Genomic DNA, 18,448 nt, shown 5'->3' on the forward strand with positions numbered 1-18,448 from the left:
TACCGCGTGGACGATTCGTCGCGCATTGAGTCACGCCACTCACGGCCAACACCGTCGGGAGTCAAAAACATGAATGCTCTGAAAAAGCTCAGCGATCACATCAAGCAAAAAGGTCTGCGCGCCACCGTCGGCAAGTTGTGGAAACACTACGTATTTCTCCACGAAGAACTGTTGTGGATGGAACGCGACCTGGTGAGCCCGGTACCGCCACACAAGCTTCGGCCCTATTCACCGCTACGACTGGAAACCATCACCCCACAAAACGCCGTAGCGTTCGCCAGGCACTTCGGTGATCGCGTGGGCACCATGGCCGAGTTGGCGTCCGAAGGGTACACCGGGCACATGTACCTGGATGAAAACGGCGATACCGTGGCCTTTATCTGGGGCAGCACACGCGATTATCTCGACCGTCATTACTACGGCTGCATGTTTCCGGTGAAGCCAGGCGAGTTCTTCGAGTTCGCTCTCGAGCAGATTCCTGCCTACCGGGGCACCACGCTGTCGGTCGATTTCCAGCTGAACCTGTGGAAAGCCATGGCTGATCAGGGCTGCAACAAAGTGGTGGATATCTGCGAGTCCCACAACATTCCCGCGCTCAAGCTGCACATCCGCATGGGGTATCGCGAGCAGGGACGGATCATGAACATCTACCACCTGTTCGGCTGGCGCTTCTTTCGCGAAACCCGCTACAGCGGTTCACGCCTGGATGCCTTGCGCAAACCGGCACCCTCTCCTGTTCCAGCCGAGGCGAGCTGATCTTATGTCTGCACGATTCGAATGGCGCACTTCGCTGTGCACCCACGACTTTCCGGTAGAGGCTTACGAAGCGTTGCGCCAGCGCGTAACGGACCACACGCCGTTCAACACCCTGGCCTGGCTATACGCCTCGGAACTGGCACTCAAGCCCGGCGAGCAGTTGCACGTGCTGCTCGGCTGGCAGGGTGACGAACTGGCGCTGTGCCTGCCGCTGGTGGCGTCCATGGAGCGCTTTGCGCGTTTGCCGTTTCGGGTCCTGCATCATTTGGGCTATCCCCTCGCCGACCGCCTCGCACTGCTGACGAGGCTGGACGACGACAATTTACGCCAGGCGCTGACGCTGATCCGTCAACGCCTGCCCCATGCCGTGCTGCAACTCAACGAACTGGCCGGTTCCACGGCCCAGGTACAGGCCCTGGCACCGTGGCAGGCGCTGAGTTCGACCGCCGAACATCGCCTGAGCTGTCGAGTACCGGTGCACCTGATCAGCGAGGCCGACCATCAGGAGGTCTCCGGCGACCCGCGCTACAAACTGCGCCGCGCACGCAAACGCATCGCCGCGTGCGGTGCCCAGGTGCGGCGGATTACTCCCGACGCCCTGACCATGGGGCCGCTGTTGCAGGAAATCAGTGAGGTCGAAGCGGTGAGCTGGAAAGGCGATGAAGGCGTCGGGATCTTTTCCGATGCGCGCCATCGCCAGTGGATGGACCGCGCCTTCACCGCCCTGGCGGCCCGCGGCCTGGTGCGCATGGTGGTGCTGGAGCTGGAGGGGCGCTGCATCAGCTATCGCCTTGGCTTGCTGGAAGAGGGTCGACTGTACGACTACAATCTGGCGTTCCTGCCGCAATATGCCGACCTGGGCAGCGGCCGGGTGCTGCTCGAAGAGTGGATTCGCTGGGGCCTGGAAGACAACTGGTGCTGGATCGATGCGTCGCGGGTCAGCCTGGAAAACTCCAGCCATCAACTGCACGAACGCATGACCGGGCAACTGGAACACTGGCGCTGGAGTTTTTACTCCTGGCGTCCAGGCGGTCTGGTGCTGGGGCTGGCCTTGCGGGTCTGGCAACGCTTCAAACCCCGATTGCAGCAATGGCGCACCCGACGCGCGGCGGCCGCAGTCGCAACACCCGCGGTCCACACGCCTGCGACTACGGAAAAACTCAAGGAGGGTGCACATGCCTCGGCAAGTGATAGTCAACGCTGACGATTTCGGCCTCAGTGCCTGCGAAAACGCGGTGATCCTTGGCGCGTTCCAGGCCGGGCTCATCAGCTCCGCCACCGCCATGGCCAACATGCCGGCGTTCGAAGCGGCCTGCGTCCTGGCCCGGCATCCATTGCTCGAAGGCCGAATCGGCCTGCACTTCAACCTGACCTACGGCCGTCCGTTGAGCCAGAGCATTGCGCAGCGCCCGACGTTTTGCGACGGGGCCGGCGTGTTCGACCTCAACCTGCCCCGCACCCACCTCTGGCTCGGGCGCCGGGATCGCAACGCCGTACTGGAAGAACTCGAAGCCCAGTGGCAGCGCTGCCTGGACAACGGCCTGCGCCCCACCCACCTGGACTCCCATCAACACGTGCACAATATCTGGCCGATCGGCGAGATCGTCGCGCGCTTCGCCGCCCGCCAGGGGGTGCCGGTGCGTCTGGCGCGCAATCTGGGGCAAAACCTCAGCCTGCCCAAGCGCGTGTTCAAGGACCTGCTCAACCGTCGCCTGAGCAATCTGGCCGGTGCCACCGCCGACTACGTGTGCACCCCGGTGGATCTGCGCAACGCCGAGCCGCCACCCGATGGATTGCTGGAAATCGTCGCCCACCCGAACCAGCTCGGCGCCGACTTCGGCGATGCCTACCTGGAACCGGGAGAGTCATTGAGCGCGTTGCTGGAACAGCGTTTGCCGGGTGTGCCGCGGGTGGCCTATACCGCTGCGGGAGACGCCGCACCTCGCCGTGCGCAGGCCGCTCTGGAATAGCTCACCCCGCACTTGTTGGAGCGAGCCTGCTCGCGATGGGGTTGCCTACATCTTCCTCGAAAAAAAACCCTCTGATCGCGGAAATGTCTGACTGCTCATCCGTATCCATTTGGATACATTCGAGCAATGAATTATCTTGTCCAGCAAACCGCTACTTTCGCAGCATGGCACGCCTCGGTTCGCGACTTGCGAGCCAGACTAGCTATCGCTCGTCGCATTGACCGCGCATCTGCGGGTAATCTTGGCGACAACAAGCCTGTCGGTGATGGCGTTTCTGAAATGCGCGTGGACGTAGGTGCCGGATACCGGGTTTACTTTACGATGCGAGGCGGTGCCGTCATTGTCCTGCTGGCCGGAGGTGACAAGTCATCTCAAACCGCCGATATCAAACGCGCAAAAAAAATGGCAAAGGAGGTTTAACCATGAGCCAGACTTTGACGACTTTCGACATGGCGGCGCTGCTCGACAGTGATGAAGCCATTAGCGAGTATCTCTCTCAGGTACTGGCAGACGGTGACAATGAGGAGTTTCTGCGCGCTATCGGCTATGTGGTGAAAGCCCGTGGCATGACACAGATAGCCAAAGACTCTGGAATGGGTCGCGAAAGCCTCTACAAGGCCTTCGCGCCGGGAGCAAAACCACGTTTCGATACGGTCCTGAAGGTCATTCATGCCCTGGGCATAGATCTCTGCGCGCAACCAGGACACACCGTCAATCACTCAAATCTATAACTGATTTTCCGCGTCATGTGGCTGGTTTCACCACCACCCACGTAAAACACAACGGCAACTGCGCTGCCTGCTGCTGATAGCGGTCATAGAGCTCTTCGCGGTTGGAGTGTGGGTATTCCCTGAAGTGACGGATCTGCAGCCCTGCCGCAATGGCGGCGCTGAAGAGGTCGCCCAGGGTGTGGGCGAACCAGTAGGACGGCGCGGCCGGCTGTTCGATCCTGCCTTCGTAGACGATCGGTTCGTGCTGCACGAACGGTTCGCGGCGGAAGTATGAGCTGGCCGGGCGAAAAGGATCGGCTGCCTCGGGGTCGAACATTTCCAGGAACGGATGGGTTTCGTACACCACCAGCGCCCCACCCGGCTTCAGCGTGCGCGCCACATGGCGGAAGAATTCGCCGATGTCCGGCATCCAGTTCAAGACCCCGATGGTGATCAGCGCCAGGTCAAAGCGCTCCTGCAGTCCGGCCGGCAAGTGGTGAATGTCCGCTTCGATGAATTGCGGCGCGTGGGGCGATCGGGACGCCAGTTCCCGTGCCTGCCCGAGAAAGGCTTCAGACTGGTCGACGCCCACCACGCTGCGCGCGCCCATGGCGAACAGCGACAGGCTTTCACGACCGTTGTTGCAGCCTAGTTGCACCACGTCCTTGCCGTCGATACCTGTCTGGGTCAGCAAAGCGGTCAGGGTGTCGTCCAGGCAGGAAAAATCCGCGTGTTCCACGCCCTTCAACAAGGCTTGCCATTCGCTGGAGTCCTTGTGGTGACGGGCGGAGTCATTCCAGGCCTCGCGGTTACTGGCGATGGCTTGTTCTTTTGTCGGCAGTTCCATTGCACGCTCCAGGGTCCGGGTCGTCGATTTGACCGGCGAAGTCTAGATCAACCCCATCCTGGCAGGTGTTGCGAACTTGTAATCCGCGCGGCACCGACGGCTGTCCACGGCGCCAGCTATAGTTAAAGACCTTGGGGAGAGTGTGGTTAAACCGATTTAGCAGGTGTTGACATGAAAAAGACCGACCTGACGCTTTTGCTCGCCGTCTGCCTGGGCGCAACCGCTGTCGTCCATGCGGACGACATGCCGACCACCAACTACAGCAGCGAATTCAACTATTACGGTGCTGACCAACCCTTCGCGCACCCCGTACCGCAGTCGATGAACATTGTGCCGCCGGGTTCGTATATCCCGACCGCGCCCAGGGAATTCATTCCGGTTTCAAGTGAGCACGTGTTTTCCGATTCGCGCCTGCCGACAGTGGCCGACGCCACGGTTCGGGTGTTTATCCGCTCCTACGATCCGGAGCGTGGTGTGTACGTGAACCAGGAAGTCGAGAACCCCAGCTGCATGCTGTCCTGTCTGAGGCAGGGCCCGGTGTTGCAGTGAGCCTTACCACTGGCGCTTGTCCGGACGGGCGAGGCCGAGTTTTTCGATCCGGTAGCGCAACATGTCACGGCTCAGACCCAGCAGGCGGGCCGATTTGGTGACGTTCCAGTCGGTCTTGTCGAGCATCTTGCGCACCATGTCGCGCTCCACTTCCGGCAGGTTCATGGAGTCGCTGCCGCTGAAGGACGGACGCGGTTCGCTGAAGTGTGACGGCTCGTGATGAAACATCGGTGGCTCATCCATCAGGCTCAGGCAGACGTTCAACTGATGGGCGGCGATAGTGTCGCTTTGCGCCAGCAACACGGTTTGCTCCAGCATGTTGCGCAATTCGCGCACGTTGCCCGGCCAGCTGTAGCTGAGCAGCAATTCTTCGGCCTGGTTGCTGAAATGCAGGTTCGGCTTGCCGTAGCGTTTGCCATGTAGCCCCAGGAAGTGCCGGGCCAGCAGCAGGATATCGGCGCCACGGGTATACAGTCGCGGCACCTTGATGGAAATGATGCGCAGACGGAAGAACAGGTCACGACGGAATTTGCCTTGCTGGACCATCTGTTCGAGATTGCAGTTGGTGGCGCTGATCACCCTCAGGTCGACCTTGCGCTCCTTCACTGAACCGACCCGGCGAATGGTCCGGTCTTCCAGTAGTTTCAGCAGCTTGGCTTGCAGCAGCAAGTCCATCTCACCGATTTCATCGAGGAACAGCGTGCCGCCATCGGCCGCTTCCACCAGCCCCATGCGACGATCCTTGGCGTCGGTGAAGGCGCCCTTCTCGTGGCCGAACAGTTCCGACTCCACCAGATTGGACGGGATCGAAGCACAGTTGAATTCAATGAATGGGCCTTTGGCGCGCGGGCCATCGAAGTGCAAGGCCCGGGCCACCAGTTCCTTGCCGGTGCCCGTCTCGCCTTCCACCAGCACCGGCGGCAGATCGCTGTTGGCCATGCGCCGTTCGGCGTCGAGCAACTGGGTGATGGTGCCCTTGAGGTACGCCATCGGTGCCGACTCGCCAATCAGAGCCTGCACTCCCGACTTCTGGGCCTCGCGCTCCTGGTAAAACGACAGCGTACGCTCCATGCGGTCGGTGGCCAGGGCCTTGTCCAGCAGCAACTTGAGCTCTGGCAGGGCCACCGGTTTGGTGACGTAGTGAAAGGCGCCCTCTTTCATCGCCACCACGGCGTCTTCGACATTGCCGTAGCCGGTCATCATGATCACTTTCAGATCCGGCGCGCTGATGCGCAGCTTCTGGATCAGGTCGTGACCACTCATGCCCGGCAACGAGTTGTCGGTCAGTACCACGTCAGGCGCGAATGAACCCAATTGCTCCAGTGCATCTTCAGCCGAGTGGCAGACGGTCACCTCGAAGTCCTTGCGCTCCAGGTAAGTCTGAATATTCTCGGCGAGGATTTCGTCATCCTCGACCAGCAGAATGCTGTGCTCCATATACCCCTCCCGTTGCCACTTTGAAATTGAGACAAACACGGGTTCCTTCCTGCTCCCGGCTGGTCAGTTCGACCGAGCCGTCAAAACGCTCCATTATTCGTTTGACCAGGGCCAGGCCCACACCCAACCCACCTTGTTTGGTGGTAAAAAACGGCTTGAAGACCATTTGCTGCTGTTGTTTGGACATGCCCTTGCCGGTGTCGGTCAATGTCATTCTCACGTCGCCGGACACCGAGGAGTCGATCTCGATCGTCAGCACGCCACCCTTGGGCATGGCTTCCAGTGCATTAGCAAACAGGCTATTGAGTATTTGCGTGAGCAGCACCTGCTGGCTGACGACCGGTGGCACGCTGACAGGGGAGAAACGCACCTCAACGTCCGAACGCTTGATCAGGGACTCAAAGGCACTCAGGGTGTCTTCGAGAGCCAGCACCAGGTCGACCGTTTCACAGTCGTCATTCATCGGCCGCAACGACACCAGCAATTCACGGACCCAGCGCGACATGCGGTCGACCTGACTGATGATGTCGCCGATGTTTTTCTGTGCGGTCTGGCTGGCGATGTCCTGGGCCAGTTCGGCGCTGGAACGGATATTGGCCAGCGGGTTGCGCAAGCTGTGGGCGACCGCCGAGGACATCTCGCCAAGGGCGACAAAGGTCTCGTTGGCGATCAGTTGTTTCTGCTGGCTCTGCAACAGCGTCGCCGCGCGTCGCACGATCCAGAACAGCCCCAGATAAATGGCTGCCCCGCCGATCAGCGTGGCCAGCCAGATTGCCTTGAAGCCACGCTGGATGCGCGCCACCAGATCCACCGGCTCCTTGTAGATTTCCACCATGGCAATCACTTTGCTTCTGTCGGCGTTGAACATCGGAATGTAGTTCTCGACGAACAGGTACTCCGGTTCGCGCAGCAAGCGCTGCTCGGGACGCTCCTCATCGATTTCGTGGTAACTGGTGGACACCGGCGATTTCATTTCGAAGGATTCGTCCAGCTCAAAGTCGCCTTCGATACGCACGCCGATCAACTCGGGGTTGGTCGACCAGACCACGGTGCGGTCCAGGGAGTACACCGTCGCCAGCAGGATGTCCGGCAGATGCTTCACATGGTCAAGAAACTCAACGCGCGCGGCGGCCCGGGATACGGGGTTTACGTCGGGGTAGGCATCGTCCATGCGCGGGTCGAGCATTTCACCCATGGTTCGCCCCGGGGCAATGCCGGCATGCCGGATTTCGGCCTCGCCAATGGACTGGATGAACTGCGCGGTCAGCATCGAATCACGCTCGATACTTTCATCGACAACAAAGCGCGTGGAGATGTAACCCAGCCCCAGCGCCACCACAGCGATGATCAGAAAGCTCGCCAGGGAGAACCAGCGCAGCAAATTGAACTGCGGTCGCCACCCCTTGCGTTGTGCTGCCGGATTCTGCGGCGCAGCTACTTTTTGTTGTTCGAGTATCTGCATGGCTGTGTCCTGGGTGCTTGAAATCGAGCCTGTTCAGCCGCTTTCAGGATCAGTGTAGGTGGCATTGATAGCCACCGACTGGCCCGCGTAATTTTTTTGACACTATTGCACCCGGGGTGTCTCGGGGTGCGCGACCGAATGATGTTGTTCAGGCTCTTCGTTACCACTGGCCAATGGCGCCGCTGGCGGATGTTGACGGTCGGTTTCTTCTTTCAGGAAATCGATGAGGGACTGGGCGGAACGCGCATCCAGCCGCAAGTTGGGCATCGAGATCCTGTTGTAGCGCTCGAACAGCTCCATCGCAATCGGGTCCTTTTCCGCGAGCATGCGGTCAGGTTCGCGGATCCAGCGGTTGAGCCAGGCCGGATCGCGCTGATAGGTCACGCCGATCAGGTCCGGGCCGATGCTGCGCAGGCCGATGCCCTGCCCGTCCAGCGGACCGAGGCTGTGGCAAGACGCGCAGCGGGTGCGAAACAGCTCTTCGCCATTGCTCGGCGGACGGATTTCGGGGGCCTCGACGTAGCTTTCCTCCACACTGGGCTGTTTCCAGTTATGCAGGGTATTGGCCAGTTGGTCGGCCAGAATCCACGGGTTTTCGAACGGCGATGCTTTCATCCAGCGGCCCGTTGCCTGGTTGCCGACGATCAGGCTCAGGTTGTGGTCCTTGTTGCGCCCGTTATCGACGCCTTCGATGAACAGCCCCAGTTTTTTGCGCAGGTCCGTGACGTCGGCGAATTCCCCGGTGAGGAATTTCCACCCGGGCCCGACCTGGAAGCGTTGCGCATAGGCTTTGAGCACCTCGGGGGTATCACTCAAGGGGTCGATGCTGATGGAGTAGAAGAAGATGTCCTTGCCGACCCGATCCCCCAGCAGTTTCTGCACCTGGCGCATGCGCGCGGTTTCCAGGGGGCAGGAGTCACTGCACGAGGTGAAGATGAAGTTGATCACCACTACCTTGTCTTTGATCAAGTCATCGAAAAAACGCAGCTGCTGTCCGTCCTGGTCGGTCAGCAGGGTGTTGGGGAAATAGTCGGCACCCCACGGGGTGACGGCTTCAACGACAGCGGGTTCGGCAGTGGATGCCGGAGCAGGTGCAGGCGTCGACGTCGGCTGGCTGGCGACCAGCAACTGGCTGGCCAGCAAACCGGTCACCAGCATCAGCACCAGGTGCATGCCCAGGGCTCGCGAGCGTGGTGAATGCATCTCTTTTTTTTCCATCACCAGCCGCCTCGATGTGGTGAAGGGGGGTTATGGTGGTTTTGCAAGGACCTCGCCAATCATGTGTTTTTTTATAAAAACGTACTAACACTCGACAAAACAGTGATTTATCAAAATCAATGTGCAACGACCGGGCAAATGACCGGGGATTAATACCCGTTATTGGGGGTAGATCATCCCCGTTTTCAGGGGGCCAGAACAAAGGACAGGCGCACAGTGGTGCCCTCGCCTTCACTGCTGTCGAGGGTCACCGCACCGCCAAATCGCTCCATGATCCGCTCGACCAGCACCAGCCCGACTCCCAGCCCGCCCTGTTTGGTGGTGAAGAACGGCCGGAAGGCCATAGTGCGCTCTTCTTCGCTCATGCCTTTGCCGGTATCGCTCACCCTCACACTGACGTGCTGGGCATCGCGCGGTTCGATCTGGATGGTCAGGGTGCCGCCGCCGTCCATGGCTTCCACCGCATTGGACAGCAGGCTGCTGAGGAGCTGGGTCAGTTGTACGTGCTGGCTCAGCACCATGGGCGTCTGGTCCGGCTCGAACACCACGTTGACCTTGGCCTTGTTGATCTGATGCTCGTAAGCCATCAGGCTGTCATGCAGGGCCGCCACCAGGTTCACAGGTTCGGCCTCGTCATTGAGCGGTCGCAGGGACTGGAGCAACTCCCGTACCCATTTCGACATGCGATCGACCTGACCAATGATGTCGTTGATGTTCCCGTGTGCCGGACCGCTGTCGAACTCTATCGCCAGCTCGGCGCTTGAACGGATGTTCGCCAACGGATTGCGCAGACTGTGGGCAACCGCCGAGGACACCTCCCCCAGAGCCACAAAGGTTTCGTTGGTGATCAATTGCTTCTGCTGCGTCGCCAGCAGGATCGCCGCCCGCCGCACGATCCAGTACAGCCCCAGGTAAATGAGACCGCCGCCCAGGGCGGTTGCCAGCCAGATCAGCACCAGGCCGCGCTCCATGCGGTTGATCAGGTCCTGGGGTTCCTTGTAGATCTCGACCATCGCCGTGACGGTGCTGCCATCGGCGTCGAACAAGGGAATGTAGTTTTCGATGAAGGCGTATTTGGGTGGTTCCAGGAACTTCTGCTCCATGCGGGATCTATCCACACCGTGGTAAGCGGTCGACACGGAAATTTTCGAGTTGAATGCCCGGTCGAGGTCTTCATTGCCATGGATCGTAATGCCCATCAAGGCCGGGTTGGTCGACCAGATCACCATGCGGTCGGGGGCGTAGATGTTGACCAGAATCACGTCCGGCAAGTTTGCGATATGGTCGAGGAATTCACCACGGGCACTGACACGGGACAGAGGGTCGACGTCAGGAAAGTCCATGTCTTTTCGTGGGTCGAGCAACTCGCCCATGGTCCTGACGTTGGGAATCGACACATGGTGCACCTCGGCCGAGGCAATCGCCTGAATGAATTGTGAGGTCAATAGCGCATCGCGTTGCACGCTTTCGGTAATCACGAAGCGCGTGGATACCGCCCCCAGCGCCACCGCCACCGTGCCGATCACCAGCATGCTGACCAGTGAAAACCAGCGCAGCAGATTGAAGGGCTCCTTGCGCGTGTTCAAGCGAACTTCGCTGTCGGTCGCAAGTACTTTGGCGATTGTGGTCATGGACACGGTTCCCGGAAACCCCCTATAGGTTTATAGCCCAGCCATGGCCGTTTGGCCGAGCCTGGGGACTGCGATACCCCACCCGCCCCGCGGCCCCGTCACCCCCAAAGTCGGGGATAGCTGCCCGTGCCATAACTTCCCGGCCTGCCGCCTGCGACCGCGCCAACACCTTTACTGCGGGCGTCTCACGGGCGTTTTCGCCGATTGGTATGGAAGTTGCCGAACTCCCTGCCAACTGCCCCATCCCCAAGGGGCAGGTACTTCGACAGAGGGAACACTCATGCACCCGTTACTGTGCAAAACCGCGTCCGCCCTGGTTGTGACTGCTCTAGCCCAAGGTATTGCCCAGGCCGCGCTGTTTGCCGTAGACCCCGGCCCCTACCTGCCAGCCAATGGCAATTTCGCCGCCTGGTATCAAGACAGCCACGGCCGAACCCTTGACCTGTGTTTATCAAAGGCTGTCAGTTCCAGGGTTGCCAGCGCGCCGGGCGCCCCGACTTACATGTGCTCGCTGATCCCTAATCCCGGCATTTTCGATGACACGCAACCGTTGGTCTTCCCGACCAATTTCCCCGACGAAGCGTTCTGGGCAACAGGCGAAACAACCATCGTCGATGCCGCCCGAGGCATCGACCTGACCTATGTCTCGGCGCTCGAAGCAGCCTTCAGTGGTGGGGATCCACTGGAGGGCGACCAGATCAGCTTCGCCCGGATCCGTGTTCGCATCGACGTGGCCACCGCTGGCACTTATGTCATCACCCACCCTTACGGCGTCGAAGTGTTCAACGTCGAGACCCCCGGCCGTCGGGCGATCAACATGACCCGGGACATTGGCATCGGCGCGCCAAAAACCTACAACGGCGCGCTCAAGGGCGACGTCGGGCCGTTCCTGCGCAGCGTCAATGGCCCCTACACCGAGACCAACCCGAGCACGGGCCAGGCCGAACAATTCGTCGGCGATCCGAACCTCACCGAAGCCGTCACCGGCAGCCCGTTCAACACCAACTACGTGCGCATCGAGGGCCCCAATGGCCTGGACTTGCGCACCAACCTCTTCGCTGTTTCCGGCAAGTTGTCGTCGGTGGTCCGTCCGACCCCGGTGATCGCCGAGCGCAGCACCTACTCGCGACAGGCCGGCACCAGCGCCCCGGTGGCCCAGCAGGACGTGTTCGTGATGGCCCCGCCGCCACCCGCCACCGTGACCCTGGACAGCAACAATCCGCTGCTGAACTTCACCGAAGCCAATACCACCGGCCACTGGTATGCACAGTCGCCGAACAATCCGACGTTGCCGAGCACCTTGCAGGTGACCGCCGACAACCACCTGGCCATCGCCAGCAGCGCGCCGACCATATTGCCCATGCCGTTGACCGACCTGGTGACGATCTCACGCGCCGAGTACAGCCTGAGCACCGGGCAAATCACCATAGTGGCTTCGACCAGCGATGAAACGTCGCCACCGGTGCTCACCGCCACCTCCGGCACCGGTATCGCCATCGGCGCCCTGAGTGGTGATGGCGCCGTGAAAAGCCTGGCCACCGGCATCTCGCCGATTCCGCCAGCCCAGGTTCGTGTGTCGTCCTCCAATGGCGGCAGCGATACCGAAGAAGTGGTCATCGTGCAATGAACGCCCACATGCCCGGATCCTCATCAGGAGGCATCATGAACAAATGGCCACGCCTGGCGCTCAACGCCCTGGGACTGACTCTGTCGCTGACCGGCAGTGCTTTCGCGCAACTCGCCGCCGTCGATCCCGGTCCTTACACCTTTGCCACCGGGAAATTCCCGATCTGGTATCAGGACAAGAATCAACTGTCGATGGAGCTGTGCCAGTCCCGCGCCGCCAGCTCGCGGGTGGCAGCCAGCGTGCCACCGGCCTACATGTGTACCCTGCTGCCGACACCGGGCATTTTCGACGACACCCTGCCAATGGTGTTCCCGGATAACTGGCCAGACGAAGCCTTCTGGTTCCTTGCCGAGACCAGCATCCCCAACAACACCGCCGGCTATGGCATGGACGTCTATGTTGCCGGGATCGAGGCTGCATTTGCCGGTGGCAACCCACTCGATGGCGACCAGATCAGCTTCGCGCGGATTCGTCTGCGGGTGAACATTCCCGTTGCCGGGACCTACACCATTACCCACCCCTATGGCGTGGAAACGGTCAACGTCACCACCACCGGGCGCCGGGCGATCAACATCACCAGGGACGTCGGCATCGGTGCGCCGGGGGTTTTCAGCGGTGCGGTCAACGGTGCGATCGGGCCGTTCCTGCGCAGCGTCAACGGTCCCTACACCGAGGTGAACCCGGACACCGGCGCCATCGAAACCTTCGTCGGCGACCCCAACCTCACCGAAGCCGTGACCGGCAGCCCCAACAACACCAACTTCGTGCGCATCCAGGGTCCGGCCGGGACCATCCAGACCAACCTCTTCACCCTGTCCGGCAAGGTGCTCGACAACCGCGCGCAGACCGCGGTGGACATGACCCGTGCCACTTACCGCCGCATAGCCGGCACGGGCGGCAACACCACCCGGGTCGAAGTGTTTGCCAAAGCCGCCAACGGCTCGACCCTGTGCTTTCGCGAAAGCATCGCCCTGGTCCCCGGCCCGCCTGTGTCACCTTGCCAGACCAACATGGTGAGCGATAACAACGGCGTGTTCTTCGCCCAGAATCTGCTGGCCAACGCAACGGTGCCGCCGGTCGTGGTGGTCACCGCCACCAACCCCGCCGGGACCACCCGCCCGACTGCGGTGTCGAGCAAGCTCTCGGACGTGGTGAAAATCCAGACCGCCCGTTACAGCTGGAGCAATCACAGCCTGCTGATCGAGGCCACTTCCACAGACGAAGTGGTGGTACCGGACATGGTCGCCCAGGGTTACGGGCGGCTGTCGAAAACCGGAATCCTGCAACGCCTGACGGTGGCTGACTTGACCCAACCGCCTGCAACCGTAACGGTCAAATCCGCTGCCGGCGGCAGTGACATCGAGCCGGTCGTAGTCGTCGGCACTGCACCGGACACCGGCGCGAACCAGGCACCGATCTCCGTCGCCGATACCGGCAGCACCAGCTTCGGCGTGCCGATCACCCTCAACCTGCTGGCCAACGACAGGGACCCGGACGGCAATACGCCGCTGAGCATTACCGCGCTGACCCAACCGGCCGCCAGCCAGGGCACGGTGGCATTGAGCGGCACTACGGCGGTGGTCTACACCCCTCCTGCTGTCGTCAACGCGCCGTTGACCACGACCTTCACTTACAAGGCCCAGGACGTCAAAGGCCTGGCCTCGACGACAGCGGCAACCGTGAGCATGACCGTGTCGCCTAACCGGCCTCCGGTGGCCGTCGCCGATGCCGTCACGACACTGGGTGTGGCGATTCCAATCAACGTGCTGGCCAACGACACCGATCCGGAAGGCAATGTGCCGCTAGCCGTCGCCGACTTCACTCAACCGCTGGCAGGTGGCGGCACCGTCAGCAGTAACGGCACGGTGCTCACCTACACCCCACCGGCCACCGTCACCACGGCCTTCACCACGACCTTCACCTACTTTGCCCGGGACAGTTTCGGCGCCCAATCGACGTCGCCAGCCACGGTCACGGTGCAGGTCTCGCCACGGCCTGCTGCGGAAACCTTCGCAGTGACCACCGCAACGGTGAGAGCCCGCTCCAACAACCGCTTCACCTGGGACTTTGCCGGCACCTCATCGGTGACCACCGGCAACACCATCACCATCAAGGTCACCACTGCGACCGGGCTGGTCACCCTGGGCACCACCGCCGTACCGGCGAATGGACGCTGGCGGTTGACCGTGAACAACACCACCACGGTCGTTCCGTCGGCGAACCCGACCGCCACGATCACCTCGTCCCAAGGCTCCGTGCGCACGGTGCCGGTGATCGCCAACTGAGCCCGCGCTCCATTAGCCACGCAGGTTGATGGGGCCGGCTTCAACCCTATGGAAAACCGCGGCCTCGGGTGGGGGGCCGCGGTTTTTTGCCGGGTGCATTGATGGGAGCAATCCAGCGGTGGTCTGGCTGTCATCACTGGAGCGGTGCCCGGACCAGGCTCACTCCCACAGGTATTCAGTACATCTGAAAGATTTCGGTCGGCTGTCAGACCACCATCGCGAGCAAGCTCGCTCCCACAGGTACTCAGTACATCTGAAAGATTTCGGTCGGCTGGCAGGCCGCCATCGCGAGCAAGCTCGCTCCCACAGAAGAGCAAAAAGCAGAGCATCCCGCACCACCGCGTCGCTTCTCACCACTCATCAGGCCGAGCGTTAGCTCGCCTGCAGCTCTTGATCTTGATCCACCCGCCCCCTCGGCAGGCTGAGTGGAGGTGTTTATCCGGGGATTGGCGCGCAGCGCCGTTCGACGCAGTCGAACCCATTGCATGTAGGTCGAAGCGAAGCCGACCGGAGGGCAATGCCCCCGTATGAATACCGCAGCGAAGGAACCCCGAGCCTAAGCGAGGGGCCGTACGTAAGGGGCGAGACTTTTTGGTTCCTTTTGTGTCGTTTGACAAAAGGGACTCGCCGTAAGGGCGAAACCATAAGCCGCCATTACCGCAGCAACGGATATGTACTCAGACCCCCAACCTGATCGACAGCCGCTCGGCCAACGCCTTGGCCTGGCTCGCCACATCGGTGACGGCGGTACTTTCCCACCACATACCGCGCAACGGCGGACCCATGGCAAACAACCGGCTGGCGGGCTGACCCTCGGCGTTCAGAACCGCACCATCGACCTCTGCCGCGATGCCCAAGGCCAACGGCCCGGGCCGGACCAGGCCTCGGGCGAGCAGTTGCCGGGGCAGCGGTCGCGCGACCCGGCGCCAGTCGTATTCGATACCGCTGGAGTTGATCAGGGCGACACCGCTGACCACACAGGTCTGCGCCTCGCCCCGCCGTCGAAGGCGAATACTCACCTCGCCATTGAGCGACGGTTCGAGGCCCTGGTAAGAGGCTGCGTGAATACGTAACCGCCCTTCTTTATACAAGCGCTCAACCAGCTCGGCACTCAAGGGTGGCGAGCGGTGATGATGGCTTTCCCACCACGGCCGCACATGCCGCACGAACTGCCGACGCTGCACGTCGGTCGCCTGATGCCACAAGCGGCCGATGTGTGCCCGCACCGTGTCCAGCGGCGCCTGCCAGTCGATACCTTGGGCGATGGCGTCCCGGCAGTGCCGACGCAGTTCGCGCATCAACTGGCGAGGTGTGCGGATGCTCTGATCCTGCGCGAGAAAATCCACCCAGGCCGGTGGCTGGCGACGCACATGGGGCAGCAGCCCATGGCGGGAAAACACTTCGATCGGCCCACGATGCCCGGCCTGTTCCAGGGACACCACGGCATCGACCATGGTCAGGCCCGAGCCGATGATCATGACCGTCGCTTGCGGATCGAGTTGCCGCATGGCCGCCACGTCCCACGGATCGAGAGCGGCCGCATTCAAGCCGCTGGACCGGGTTTGCGGGGTGCGCGCGGCGGGAAACATCCCGGTGGCCAGCACCGCAAAAGCGCCCTGCAAGCATCGGCCGTCGCTCAGGGTCAACCGCACGGCGTCTGCATCGATTTGCAAATCGACCACTTCGGCCTGCACATGCTCGACCGTCGAACCGACCAAGGCGCCCACCGCCTGCGCTTCTGCCAGGCGCTGCCGGGCGTACAGGCCGAAAACGCCCCGAGGCGGAAACAACTCGCTGATCGGCACATGCTGCTGATCCGATTCCGGCCAGCCGCCCGCCTTGATGTACTCGGTCAGCCATTGGGTCAGGTCGTCGGCGTTGTCCGGGTCAACACTCATCCGCGCCGCATTGCCGTTGAGCGTATGACCCAGTTCCACCGCGCTGTAGGCTTCACCCCGCCCCAACCCGGCCCGGGGCTCGATCACCAGCACCCGGCGCCGGCCCGGCAAACGCATCAACTGCGCCGCCAACATCGCGCCACTGAGGCCGCCACCGACAATCAGGATGTCGGCGTCATTGTTCAAGGTCTGGCCCATCCATGCACTCCCTGTTCAGATCACCACATTACGTACAAACTTCGCCGCTACCACCCCGTCGTTGCGATAACAGTGTGGCTGGTTGCTGGCAAACATAAAGAATTCACCCGCCGCGATATGCTGTGGCTGGTCGCCGAGCATAACGGTCAGGCACCCTTCGAAGACATAAATCTGCTCGCTCCAGCCATCGGCGTCCGGCTCCGACGGATACACCTCGCCCGGTTGCAGGCACCATTCCCACTGCTCGACTTCACGACTGGCCTGGGCCTTGGAAAGCAACACCGCCCTACTGCCAGGGATCGTGCCGGTCCAGGCCAGCTCATTGATACGGCTGGGATCGCGGGCGTCGGGGGCCTGGATCAAATCACTGAAGGCAACGTCCAGGGCTTCGGCCACCCGGTCGAGGGTGGTCAGGCTGACGTTCTTTTCCCCTGCCTCGATCGCCACCAGCATTCGACGGCTGACACCGGACTTTTCGGCCAGCGCGGTCTGGCTCAGGTCGGCGGCATGACGTAAACGACGGACGTTTTGACTGACGTGCTGGAGGACCGAAGCCCGCTGGGTAGAATCTTTGTGCACTATATTGCTCACTGAGTGGGGTTGGGCAGTATACTGCGCAACATTCGACGCATTGTGCGTCCCCCTCCAGTAGCGTGCAAGGTCATGACGTCGGTGAATTCCCCAAAGGCTTCCTCCCGTTTTACAAGGTTCAGCAAGGCCGAATGCGTGCTGGTACTGATCACGATGGTCTGGGGCGGTACCTTCCTGCTGGTACAGCATGCGATGACCGTCAGCGGCCCGATGTTTTTCGTCGGCCTGCGCTTTGCCGCCGCCGCGAGCATCGTCGCCCTGTTTTCCTGGCGTCACCTGCGCGACCTGACCCTGTTCGAACTCAAGGCCGGGTCGTTTATCGGCGTGGCGATCATGCTCGGCTACGGCTTGCAGACGGTCGGGCTGCAGAGCATTCCCAGCAGCCAATCGGCATTCATTACCGCGCTGTACGTCCCGTTTGTGCCGTTGCTGCAATGGCTGGTGCTGGGGCGGCGCCCGGGGTTGATGCCGAGCATCGGCATCATGCTGGCCTTTACCGGGTTGATGTTGTTGTCCGGGCCGTCAGGTGCGTCGTTCAATTTCAGCCCCGGTGAAATCGCCACCTTGATCAGCGCCGTGGCCATTGCGGCCGAGATCATCCTGATCAGCACCTATGCCGGCCAGGTCGATGTGCGCCGGGTGACGGTGGTGCAACTGGCGGTCACTTCGGTGCTGTCGTTCCTGATGGTGGTGCCGACCAACGAGACGATTCCGGACTTCTCCTGGTTGCTGTTGTGCAGCGCGCTGGGGCTCGGGGCGGCGAGCGCGGCGATTCAGGTGGCGATGAACTGGGCACAGAAAAGCGTGTCACCGACCCGCGCCACGCTGATCTATGCCGGCGAGCCGGTATGGGCCGGGATTGTCGGGCGCATTGCCGGGGAGCGCTTGCCGGCGATTGCCCTGGTCGGGGCCGGGTTGATTGTGGCGGCGGTGATTGTCAGTGAGTTGAAGACCAAGGGTAAGGCTGCGGCGCCTGAGGAAGAGCTGGAGCGGGAAACACAGTGATAAGTCGCAAACTTTGCATTGCCGGATAGGCCGCCATCGCGAGCAAGCTCGCTCCCACAGTGTCTTGGGTTGAACACAAGATTGTGTGTACACCTTCATACCCTGTGGGAGCGAGCTAGCTCGCGAGAGGCCGGAACTGGCTCCCCGACCTCTCTCTGAAACAATGTGAATCAGGGCGTTTCCGTCTACCGTGTAGGATTCTGCGACAGCTTGGCGTTTGGTGATCCGGGAGCTGGCACGTATGATGCTTCACAAACTTCCGCA

The 18,448-nt window shown here is 61.5% G+C and carries 16 protein-coding genes; 9 read left to right on the forward strand and 7 right to left on the reverse strand.

What is annotated here, in order from left to right; all coding sequences use genetic code 11:
• The first annotated feature begins 69 nt into the window (after positions 1-69).
• The 5 genes from PSJE_RS28120 to PSJE_RS28140 all read left to right on the forward strand — a co-directional run bounded on the left by PSJE_RS28120 (position 70) and on the right by PSJE_RS28140 (position 3,457).
• Positions 70-756, forward strand: a complete 687-nt coding sequence (locus PSJE_RS28120; RefSeq protein ID WP_090456406.1) for an N-acetyltransferase — start codon at positions 70-72, stop codon at positions 754-756.
• 4 nt (positions 757-760) lie between these two features.
• Positions 761-1,960 carry a GNAT family N-acetyltransferase gene (locus tag PSJE_RS28125; protein ID WP_090456408.1) on the forward strand — a complete coding sequence of 400 codons (1,200 nt, stop codon included), beginning with the start codon at positions 761-763 and terminating at the stop codon, positions 1,958-1,960.
• Positions 1,932-2,726 (forward strand): ChbG/HpnK family deacetylase, encoded by a 795-nt coding sequence (locus PSJE_RS28130; RefSeq protein ID WP_090457948.1) that lies wholly within the window; start codon positions 1,932-1,934, stop codon positions 2,724-2,726. Before PSJE_RS28125 ends, PSJE_RS28130 begins: the two co-directional genes overlap by 29 nt.
• Positions 2,727-2,852: 126 nt before the next feature.
• Positions 2,853-3,146, forward strand: coding sequence for a type II toxin-antitoxin system RelE/ParE family toxin (locus tag PSJE_RS28135; RefSeq protein WP_057397259.1), 294 nt, complete (start codon positions 2,853-2,855; stop codon positions 3,144-3,146).
• A 2-nt stretch (positions 3,147-3,148) separates the two neighbouring features.
• Positions 3,149-3,457, forward strand: a complete 309-nt coding sequence (locus PSJE_RS28140) for an addiction module antidote protein (RefSeq protein WP_057397260.1) — start codon at positions 3,149-3,151, stop codon at positions 3,455-3,457.
• 13 nt (positions 3,458-3,470) lie between these two features.
• Here the strand turns inward: PSJE_RS28140 and PSJE_RS28145 are convergent, their stop codons facing one another.
• Positions 3,471-4,283: a class I SAM-dependent methyltransferase gene (locus PSJE_RS28145; RefSeq protein WP_090456410.1), complete on the reverse strand. Its 813-nt coding sequence runs from the start codon at positions 4,281-4,283 to the stop codon at positions 3,471-3,473.
• Between the two features lie 171 nt (positions 4,284-4,454).
• Here PSJE_RS28145 and PSJE_RS28150 point away from each other — a divergent pair, with 171 nt between their 5' ends.
• The gene (locus PSJE_RS28150) at positions 4,455-4,832 is read left to right on the forward strand and encodes a hypothetical protein (protein ID WP_090456411.1); all 378 of its coding nucleotides are present in this window, start codon (positions 4,455-4,457) and stop codon (positions 4,830-4,832) included.
• A 3-nt stretch (positions 4,833-4,835) separates the two neighbouring features.
• On the opposite strand, the gene PSJE_RS28155 is transcribed toward PSJE_RS28150, so the two are convergent.
• From PSJE_RS28155 to PSJE_RS28170, 4 genes are all read right to left on the reverse strand, one after another.
• Entirely contained in the window at positions 4,836-6,269 is a 1,434-nt protein-coding gene (locus PSJE_RS28155; RefSeq protein WP_090456413.1) for a sigma-54-dependent transcriptional regulator, read from the reverse strand.
• Positions 6,238-7,731, reverse strand: coding sequence for a sensor histidine kinase (locus PSJE_RS28160; RefSeq protein WP_090456415.1), 1,494 nt, complete (start codon positions 7,729-7,731; stop codon positions 6,238-6,240). The genes PSJE_RS28155 and PSJE_RS28160 overlap by 32 nt, the downstream gene beginning before the upstream one ends.
• 102 nt (positions 7,732-7,833) lie before the next feature.
• Positions 7,834-8,934: an SCO family protein gene (locus PSJE_RS28165; protein WP_371318472.1), complete on the reverse strand. Its 1,101-nt coding sequence runs from the start codon at positions 8,932-8,934 to the stop codon at positions 7,834-7,836.
• 200 nt (positions 8,935-9,134) lie between these two features.
• Positions 9,135-10,580, reverse strand: a complete 1,446-nt coding sequence (locus tag PSJE_RS28170) for a sensor histidine kinase (protein ID WP_090456418.1) — start codon at positions 10,578-10,580, stop codon at positions 9,135-9,137.
• Positions 10,581-10,860: 280 nt separating this feature from the next.
• On the opposite strand from PSJE_RS28170, the gene PSJE_RS28175 reads away from it, so the two are divergent.
• Both PSJE_RS28175 and PSJE_RS28180 read left to right on the forward strand, forming a co-directional pair.
• A complete protein-coding gene (locus PSJE_RS28175) occupies positions 10,861-12,207 on the forward strand; it encodes a hypothetical protein (RefSeq protein ID WP_090456420.1) in 1,347 nt (448 codons plus the stop codon).
• Positions 12,208-12,242: 35 nt separating this feature from the next.
• Positions 12,243-14,492 (forward strand): Ig-like domain-containing protein, encoded by a 2,250-nt coding sequence (locus PSJE_RS28180; protein ID WP_090456422.1) that lies wholly within the window; start codon positions 12,243-12,245, stop codon positions 14,490-14,492.
• Positions 14,493-15,169: 677 nt separating this feature from the next.
• Here PSJE_RS28180 and PSJE_RS28195 read toward each other — a convergent pair.
• The gene (locus PSJE_RS28195) at positions 15,170-16,588 is read right to left on the reverse strand and encodes an FAD/NAD(P)-binding protein (protein ID WP_090456426.1); all 1,419 of its coding nucleotides are present in this window, start codon (positions 16,586-16,588) and stop codon (positions 15,170-15,172) included.
• A gap of 15 nt (positions 16,589-16,603) precedes the next feature.
• A complete protein-coding gene (locus PSJE_RS28200) occupies positions 16,604-17,167 on the reverse strand; it encodes a helix-turn-helix domain-containing protein (protein ID WP_090456428.1) in 564 nt (187 codons plus the stop codon).
• Positions 17,168-17,251: 84 nt separating this feature from the next.
• Here PSJE_RS28200 and PSJE_RS28205 point away from each other — a divergent pair, with 84 nt between their 5' ends.
• Positions 17,252-18,184, forward strand: coding sequence for a DMT family transporter (locus PSJE_RS28205; protein WP_224795421.1), 933 nt, complete (start codon positions 17,252-17,254; stop codon positions 18,182-18,184).
• Positions 18,185-18,448 lie beyond the last annotated feature (264 nt).

This window comes from Pseudomonas jessenii (assembly GCF_002236115.1).
Lineage (GTDB): Bacteria > Pseudomonadota > Gammaproteobacteria > Pseudomonadales > Pseudomonadaceae > Aquipseudomonas > Aquipseudomonas jessenii.

What these genes read in the sequence shown, in the direction of transcription:
- PSJE_RS28165 (WP_371318472.1), bottom strand. Translation starts at nt 8,934, where the DNA reads ATGCATTCACCACGCTCGCGAGCCCTGGGCATGCACCTGGTGCTGATG.
- PSJE_RS28170 (WP_090456418.1), bottom strand. Translation starts at nt 10,580, where the DNA reads ATGACCACAATCGCCAAAGTACTTGCGACCGACAGCGAAGTTCGCTTG.
- PSJE_RS28135 (WP_057397259.1), top strand. Translation starts at nt 2,853, where the DNA reads ATGAATTATCTTGTCCAGCAAACCGCTACTTTCGCAGCATGGCACGCC.
- PSJE_RS28125 (WP_090456408.1), top strand. Translation starts at nt 761, where the DNA reads ATGTCTGCACGATTCGAATGGCGCACTTCGCTGTGCACCCACGACTTT.
- PSJE_RS28195 (WP_090456426.1), bottom strand. Translation starts at nt 16,588, where the DNA reads ATGGGCCAGACCTTGAACAATGACGCCGACATCCTGATTGTCGGTGGC.
- PSJE_RS28155 (WP_090456413.1), bottom strand. Translation starts at nt 6,269, where the DNA reads ATGGAGCACAGCATTCTGCTGGTCGAGGATGACGAAATCCTCGCCGAG.
- PSJE_RS28150 (WP_090456411.1), top strand. Translation starts at nt 4,455, where the DNA reads ATGAAAAAGACCGACCTGACGCTTTTGCTCGCCGTCTGCCTGGGCGCA.
- PSJE_RS28160 (WP_090456415.1), bottom strand. Translation starts at nt 7,731, where the DNA reads ATGCAGATACTCGAACAACAAAAAGTAGCTGCGCCGCAGAATCCGGCA.
- PSJE_RS28175 (WP_090456420.1), top strand. Translation starts at nt 10,861, where the DNA reads ATGCACCCGTTACTGTGCAAAACCGCGTCCGCCCTGGTTGTGACTGCT.
- PSJE_RS28120 (WP_090456406.1), top strand. Translation starts at nt 70, where the DNA reads ATGAATGCTCTGAAAAAGCTCAGCGATCACATCAAGCAAAAAGGTCTG.
- PSJE_RS28180 (WP_090456422.1), top strand. Translation starts at nt 12,243, where the DNA reads ATGAACAAATGGCCACGCCTGGCGCTCAACGCCCTGGGACTGACTCTG.
- PSJE_RS28205 (WP_224795421.1), top strand. Translation starts at nt 17,252, where the DNA reads ATGACGTCGGTGAATTCCCCAAAGGCTTCCTCCCGTTTTACAAGGTTC.
- PSJE_RS28130 (WP_090457948.1), top strand. Translation starts at nt 1,932, where the DNA reads ATGCCTCGGCAAGTGATAGTCAACGCTGACGATTTCGGCCTCAGTGCC.
- PSJE_RS28140 (WP_057397260.1), top strand. Translation starts at nt 3,149, where the DNA reads ATGAGCCAGACTTTGACGACTTTCGACATGGCGGCGCTGCTCGACAGT.
- PSJE_RS28145 (WP_090456410.1), bottom strand. Translation starts at nt 4,283, where the DNA reads ATGGAACTGCCGACAAAAGAACAAGCCATCGCCAGTAACCGCGAGGCC.